The following is a 6784-nucleotide window of genomic DNA, read 5'->3' as shown; positions in this document are numbered from 1 at the left end:
TCTCAGGCCTTTCCTGGATAATCGCTGCGAGCGTATTCGAGCCCTTTGACCAACGCGACGAGGGTAGAATTGACGGGGGTCGGCACGTTGAGCTTGGCGCCCCAACGCACGACCGAGCCGTGAATGTAATCAACCTCGGTCAGGTTGCCGGCCTGCAAACTCTGCAACATCGACGTCTTGAACTCGGGCGGTAGACCAGCGGATGCCATCGTCCAAGCGCGCCGCGGGTCGGTAATCGAGATCTTCACGCCAGCGGCTTGCGCGACCGCGATGCCCTCTGAGATTGCGGCCAGCGCGCAATCTTCCAGGATCGGTAGTGAATAGAGACCGCCATAGGTCAGCGCGGTAACGGCGGTAATTCCTCCTCCGGCGACATTGATGAACAACTTGTCCCACATCGTGCCCAAGATATTGTCGCTGAGCAGCGTGAGAATGCCGGCACGATTGAAAGTCTCGGAAATTCGCTGTGCGCGTTCCGTCAAGCGTCCATCAAGTTCGCCGATGATGGTTTCCTTGCCGATGACCCCCGAGCGAACATAACCGGGGCCAACCAGCACGCCGCCAACGTAGGTCTTGCCTGCCATGACCCGGTCACGACCAACTTCCTCCGAAAGGATGTCCTCGTGACCCAGACCGTTTTGAAGCGACATCACAACCGTCTGCGGCCCGATGATCGGCGCTGCCGCCCGGATCGCATCCCGCGTGTGGTAGGATTTGACGAGGACGATGACGAGGTCCGCCACTACGCCGACCTGGGCCGCGGAGGTGCAGGCAGAGACCTTCACAACGGTCTCGGCGCCACCTTCGAGCATCCGTAGACCACCAGCATTGATCGCCTCGACATGAGCCTGAAACGGATCGATCAACCAAACCTCGGCCCCACCGCGCGCCAGCGTGCCGCCGATGGTCGAGCCCAGGGCCCCCGCTCCGATAAAGCAGATCCTCATCCGAACGTTTCTCCCGCGCCTTTTTTGGCGTCGGAAGCGTGGTAGCAGGCTGCCCTGTATTTGGATATGCTATGATCCTTATAACCATTATTGCAGATTGCAATGAAGCACCGGGATCTCCCTGAGACGAACCTGCTGGAGCCGCGCCTGCTCCGGCTCTTCGATGCCTTGTTCACCACGGGCAGCGTCACCAAAGCGGCCGAGAAGCTCGGTCAGAGTCAGCCGACCATTTCGATCTGGCTGGCGCGCCTGCGAAAGGAACTGGACGATCCGCTCTTCATCCGGTCGGCGGAGGGAATGCTGCCGACCCCGCGCGCCGAGGCTCTCATCGGCACGGCCAGACAGGCGTTGGAGATGCTGCGTCGTCTCGCCGAGCTTCGCCCTGAGTTTGATCCGGCGACTGCAAAACGCCGCTTCGTCATCTGCATGACGGATGCGAGCCATATCACGCTCCTTCCGGCCATCCTCGCCCACGTTCGTCGTGTTGCTCCGGGCATCCGCATTGAGGCAGCGCAGATCGGCGGCGATACCCCACGAATGCTGCAGTCTGGCGAGGCCGATCTGGCGCTCGGCTACATCTCGGACCTCGACGCTGGGCACTTCCAACAGGCACTCTTTCCGCAGGATTGGGTCTGCTTGGCGAACGCAAGACATGCCCGGATCCGCGACCGCATCACCGCAAAGGATTTCAGGCGTGAGGCGCACGTCCTCATTCGCTCCGGCACCGGACATCAGTTGCTCGCGGATGCGCTACAGCAGCAGCGGATGGTCCTTGACGTTGCGCTTGAGCTACCGGGCTTTTTGGGGTTACCCGCAATCGTCGGGACGACTGACCTGATCGCCACCCTTCCAAGGCACATCGGCGAAACGTTGGCTCACTATTACGGACTGCGCGTGCTCGACTGCCCGCTGGCGATTGCCGGGTTTACGGTGAAGCAATATTGGCACGCCCGCTTCCATCACGACCCGGCAAGCCAATGGTTGCGTGACGTCTGCTGTGAGCTCTTTCAACAGCAGGAAGTGCGGGGCCTACATCGTTCCGGTCGCCCAAAGAAACGAAGGCCGACCGCAGTGCACCATTTCGAATCTGGACACGACAGGCTGTCAGGTGAGTCGCCGATTGGCTCCTCTGAAGCCCGAAAGGGCCCGCGATGAAGACGTTCGATACCAGCCGCAGCGACGCAAACTGCCGACAATCGCAGCATTTCAGCATTGCTTTCTTCGCAATCGCCCTCGAACGGCAAGCAATGCCGTACAAACGCGCAAAGATGGTCCGATGCCAATCGGAGCTGAAGCGATTGCGGCTTGGTCTGAGTCTACCCACCTGATCGATAGGTAGGCAAAAGAGGAGAATCCAATGACTGAGTTCGCAAGGCCGCGCGCCATTGGCTTCAACCACATAGCTTTGGAGGTCGGAGATATTGAAGAAGCACTGGCATTCTACGGCCGTCTCTTCAGCTTCGAGCTACGTGGCAAGACCGACACCATGGCCTTCATCGATCTGGGCGACCAGTTCATCGCGCTGCAGAAAGGCCGCCGGCAAGCTGCGGACGACGGCCGCCATTTCGGGCTCGTGGTCGACGACAAAGAAGCGGCGCGCAAGGCGCTGGACGCCGCGGGTGTCGCCGTGATCGATGGACCCTTCCTCGATTTTCGCGATCCGTGGGGCAACCGCGTCGAGATCGTGGGTTATGACAACGTCCAGTTCACCAAGGCGCCGAACGTGCTGCGCGGGATGCGCCTGACACACCTCGGCAAGAACGAGCATGCGAAGAAGGAACTCGCCGAGAAGGGCATGGCGGTGGGGCCAGGCTGAAACAGGCCGTAATTTCTTATACGGCACTTTCGACGGAAGACTGCATGAGCGAATTTCCAGATCTTCGCAACCGCATGGTCGACGTTCAACTCGCGCGTCGTGGCATCCATGATCGCCGCGTATTGGATGCTATGCGGCTCCTGTGGGAGCAGTTCGCCGACGGCTTCTCTGCACGGATCAGAACTAGTCGTCTTTGGAACGCACGATCGTCGCCTCCGTTGTGTTGACATATCAATCGAAGAAGCCCCCGCATAATCGAAATTTGTCGGGGCAGACCGGCATAGGAGTCGACCATGAAGAAGATCAGCGAGGTGATGACCCGCGACGCGAAAGTCGTAAATCCTAACGACACGGTACAGAATGCGGCAAAGCTGATGAAAGAGTGCGATTGCGGCGTATTGCCCGTGGGTGAAGGTGACCGCCTCGTGGGCATGATCACAGACCGCGATATTGCGGTGCGCTGCATCGCGGACGGCAAAGGGCCGAACAGCAAGGTCCGTGACGCTATGACCCAAGAGGTGAAATACTGCTTCGAAGACGAGGACATATCTCACGTCTGTACGAACATGAGTGAGATCCAGGTACGGCGATTGCCCGTGGTGGACCGGAACAAGCGCCTGGTCGGGATCGTGTCGCTTAGCGATTTGGTGCGCCAATCGGCAGGGACTGCCAAGGCACTGCATGGAATCGCGCGGCCGAGCCAGCAGCACAACCAGAGTTCCGCCACCGCCTGAGCCCAGCACCGACCGGAACCGGGCGTGTTCGTCTAATACAAGGAGCAGCTTCAGCATGGTGCTCCAGGAACGTCCTATTTGGACGCCGGGGAACCAGGCTACATTAACAAAGGCCGCGGACAAAATTTCCGGGAACGACTGCGCCGTGTCGCAGTTATCCAGTCAGAGCAAGTAACGTTATCCAGTCAGAGCAAGTAACGTTATCCAGTCAGAGCAAGTAACGTTATCCAGTCAGAGCAAGTAACTTTTGAAAGGTGGAATCCTTGAAAAAGTGAAAGCTCGAGCCCCGTCATTCCAATCGATGGATGGCGGGGTCTATTTTTGTTTCAGGCAGCCAATTGCAGGACCTTGTCTTCAATCGACCGGCGCGAGATGCCGTACCTGTCGAGCAATTCGTCTTTCGTGCCGGAGCGCGGCAGTCGTGCAATCCCCAGCCGATGCACCGGCGCCGTCGAGCCGACCGCGGTCGACACGGCATCGCCCAGCCCGCCATCGATCGCGTGGTCCTCGACGACAATCAGCCCCTTGGTATCACGAGCGGCTGCCGATAGCGTGACGACATCGATAGGCTTCACCGAGTAGGCATCAATCACGCGGATCGAAATCCCACGTGCGTCGAGCATGTCGGAAGCGGCCAACGCCTCATGCACCGTAATACCAGCCGCAACGACAGTGAGCCGATCTTGCAGCGACGAGCGCAGCACCTTGCTGCCGCCGATCGGAAACTCCTCCGCATTGGAGTAGATCACCGGCGTCTTGGGCCGTGTCGTCCGGATGTAGACGATGCCATTGGTACGCGCCGCCATCGCGGTCAGTCGCTCGGCGCTCACCGCATCTGCCGGATACAAAACCGTACTTTCGATCAGGGCGCGGAACATGGCAAGATCCTCAAGGCCCATCTGCGACGGGCCGTCCTCGCCGATCGAAACACCGGAATGGCTGCCGCACAGAATGAGATGGGCGGGCCGCGAATACTGCGCCATGCGAATGAAATCATAAGCGCGCGTGAGGAAGCAGGCGAACGTCGCTGCACATGGGATCTTGCCCGCCGCCGCGAGTCCGAGGGCGACGCCGACCATGTTCTGCTCGGCGATGAAACTCTCGAAGAACCGTTCCGGGTATCGGGCCGCAAACGACTCTGTTCCGGTGGAGTTCTTCACGTCGCCGTCAAGCGCTACCAGCGCGGGCTCCTCGCCAGCGAGCTTCTCCAGCGCGTGCCCGAACGCCTCGCGGGTGGCGACCTTATCGCCCAGCCGATAGGCGGGAGCGGAGTGTGCCGCGGCCACGCGCTGCGGGCGCGCCATCTGGCCGACCCGACGTGGCTCGACGACGGGCGGCGCCTGCGTCTCATCGCCCAGTTCGTCGAGTGCCTGCGACATCTGTTTGCGGTCGAGCGGTTTGCCGTGCCATCCGTCCGCTCCTTCCAGGAACGAGACCCCTTTGCCCTTGATGGTACGCGCGAGGATGGCGGTCGGGCCACCGTCATGCGCGGCCCGAAATGCCGCAAGGATCGCTGTCATATCGTGACCGTCGATCTCGATGGTGCGCCAGCCGAAGCTCGCGAACCGGCGCGCGAACACCGCGGTATCGTGGTGATAGGGCGCCGCCTCGCTCTGGCCGAGACCGTTGATGTCAACGATCGCCGTCACGTTCGCAAGGCCATTGAGCGAAGCAAACTGCGCGGCCTCCCACACCGAGCCTTCCGAGCATTCGCCGTCGCCAAGCAGGCAGAACACGCGGGCATCGATGCGGTCCAGGCGGTTCGCCGCTGCGAGCCCATTGGCCGCCGCAAGCCCCTGTCCGAGTGATCCGGTCGCGACCTGATCCATGGATTGAGCGGAGTCGGATGGCCTTCCAGCGTGCTATCGATCCGCCGCAGTGACAAGGGATCCTCGCTGATGGCGCCGGCCTCGTGCAAGGCCGCCCACAGGATTGGCGCCGCATGGCCCTTCGACAGAACGAACGTATCGACATTGCGCGCGGTCGCATCGTGCGGATCCCAGCGCATCTCGCGGAAGAACAGCGCTGCCACGATATCGGCGCACGACATGCAAGAGGTGGGATGACCCGAGCCCGCTTCCGTCGTCATGCGGATCACCAGTCGCCGCAGCCGGCGGGCCTCTGCGCGCAGACCGTCCACATCACGGAAGGCCACAGCGCGCTCACCCTTGGCGGCGAACAGCTTGAGCAGCGAGTCGAGCGGATCGATGAACTTCTGGACCGCATCGTTCTCGAGCTGGGCCGTGACCAGATCGAACGACACCCCAAGCCGATCCAGATCTTCCATGACGCGCCGCGCGCTCTGCACATCATGCGTGACCGTGGCCTGCACGGTGCCGTGGTCGCGGAACCCTGCGATGGTCTTGCGCGTCATCGTGTTGATGGTCATTGGACCGATCAACGGCTCGACATACATGAGATCCGGATAGTCCGGGTTCTTGGTGCTGGTGCTCGCCCATAGCATCCGCTGTACCCGCGCGCCTTTCTCGGCGAGCGCCATCCAGCGGTTACTCGCCCGGATATGGCTAAATGCCTGATAGGCGAGCTTGGCGTTCGCGATCGCGACCTTGCCCAGAAGGCTGCGTGGATCAGGATCGGGAGGCAGGCGGTCGGGCACGATGCGCTGCCGCAACAGTCGATCGACGAGCACATCAATGCGACTAAGGAAGAAACTTGCGACCGAAGCGATGCGTTCGATCGGCCGGCCTGCGTCCAGCCGCCGTTCAAGCGCTCGCAGGTAGGCCTCGGCCACCGCCTCATAGCGGGAAATCGAGAACAGCAGCGTGATGTTGACGTTGATGCCTTCGAACAGCAGCTGTTCGACGGCCGGAACCCCTGCCGGAGTGCCGGGAATCTTGATGAACAGGTTGGGCCGGTCGACCAGTGTCCACAGCCTCCGCGCCTCCTCGATCGAGGCCTCTGTGTCGTGCGCGAGGTGGGGCGATACTTCGAGGCTCACAAAGCCGTCGACACCCGCGGTCTCCTCGTACACTGGGCGCAGGATATCACAGGCGTTCCGGACGTCCGTGGTAATCAGCTCCTCGTAGATGCCCACCGGGGAGCGGCCCGCCACGGCCGCGCGAACGATGTCATCGTCGTAATCCGCGCCTTCCGCGACCGCCTTCTCGAAGATGGCCGGATTCGACGTGATACCACGCAAGCCTTCCTCGCCAACCCGCCGTGCCAGATCGCCGCTATCGATCATTCGCCGGGTGAGATCATCCATCCAGCAGCTCTGGCCTTGCGCCAAGAGTTCGATCGTCCGGTTCATATGCGGTCTCCTTAGT

At 61.3% G+C, this 6784-nt stretch carries 4 protein-coding genes and 2 pseudogenes; 3 read left to right on the top strand and 3 right to left on the bottom strand.

Features of this window, described 5'->3' with window-relative positions; translation table 11 throughout:
• Positions 1–2: 2 nt before the first annotated feature.
• Positions 3–947, bottom strand: a complete 945-nt coding sequence (locus CWO91_RS20775) for a ketopantoate reductase family protein (protein WP_130215804.1) — start codon at positions 945–947, stop codon at positions 3–5.
• A gap of 102 nt (positions 948–1049) precedes the next feature.
• On the opposite strand from CWO91_RS20775, the gene CWO91_RS20770 reads away from it, so the two are divergent.
• From CWO91_RS20770 to CWO91_RS20760, 3 genes are all read left to right on the top strand, one after another.
• Entirely contained in the window at positions 1050–2102 is a 1053-nt protein-coding gene (locus tag CWO91_RS20770; protein WP_245471321.1) for a LysR family transcriptional regulator, read from the top strand.
• A 202-nt stretch (positions 2103–2304) separates the two neighbouring features.
• A complete protein-coding gene (locus tag CWO91_RS20765) occupies positions 2305–2763 on the top strand; it encodes a VOC family protein (RefSeq protein WP_130215802.1) in 459 nt (152 codons plus the stop codon).
• Positions 2764–3056: 293 nt separating this feature from the next.
• Positions 3057–3497, top strand: coding sequence for a CBS domain-containing protein (locus CWO91_RS20760; protein WP_130215800.1), 441 nt, complete (start codon positions 3057–3059; stop codon positions 3495–3497).
• A 326-nt stretch (positions 3498–3823) separates the two neighbouring features.
• Here CWO91_RS20760 and CWO91_RS45040 read toward each other — a convergent pair.
• Both CWO91_RS45040 and tal read right to left on the bottom strand, forming a co-directional pair.
• Positions 3824–5586, bottom strand: a pseudogene (locus CWO91_RS45040) (transketolase).
• Between the two features lie 84 nt (positions 5587–5670).
• A pseudogene (tal, locus tag CWO91_RS45035) lies at positions 5671–6768 on the bottom strand (transaldolase); the annotation flags it as partial.
• Positions 6769–6784 lie beyond the last annotated feature (16 nt).

The sequence above is a fragment of the Bradyrhizobium genosp. SA-3 genome (assembly GCF_004212635.1).
Classification (GTDB): Bacteria; Pseudomonadota; Alphaproteobacteria; order Rhizobiales; family Xanthobacteraceae; genus Bradyrhizobium.
This window is presented reverse-complemented; position numbering and strand designations above follow the sequence as displayed.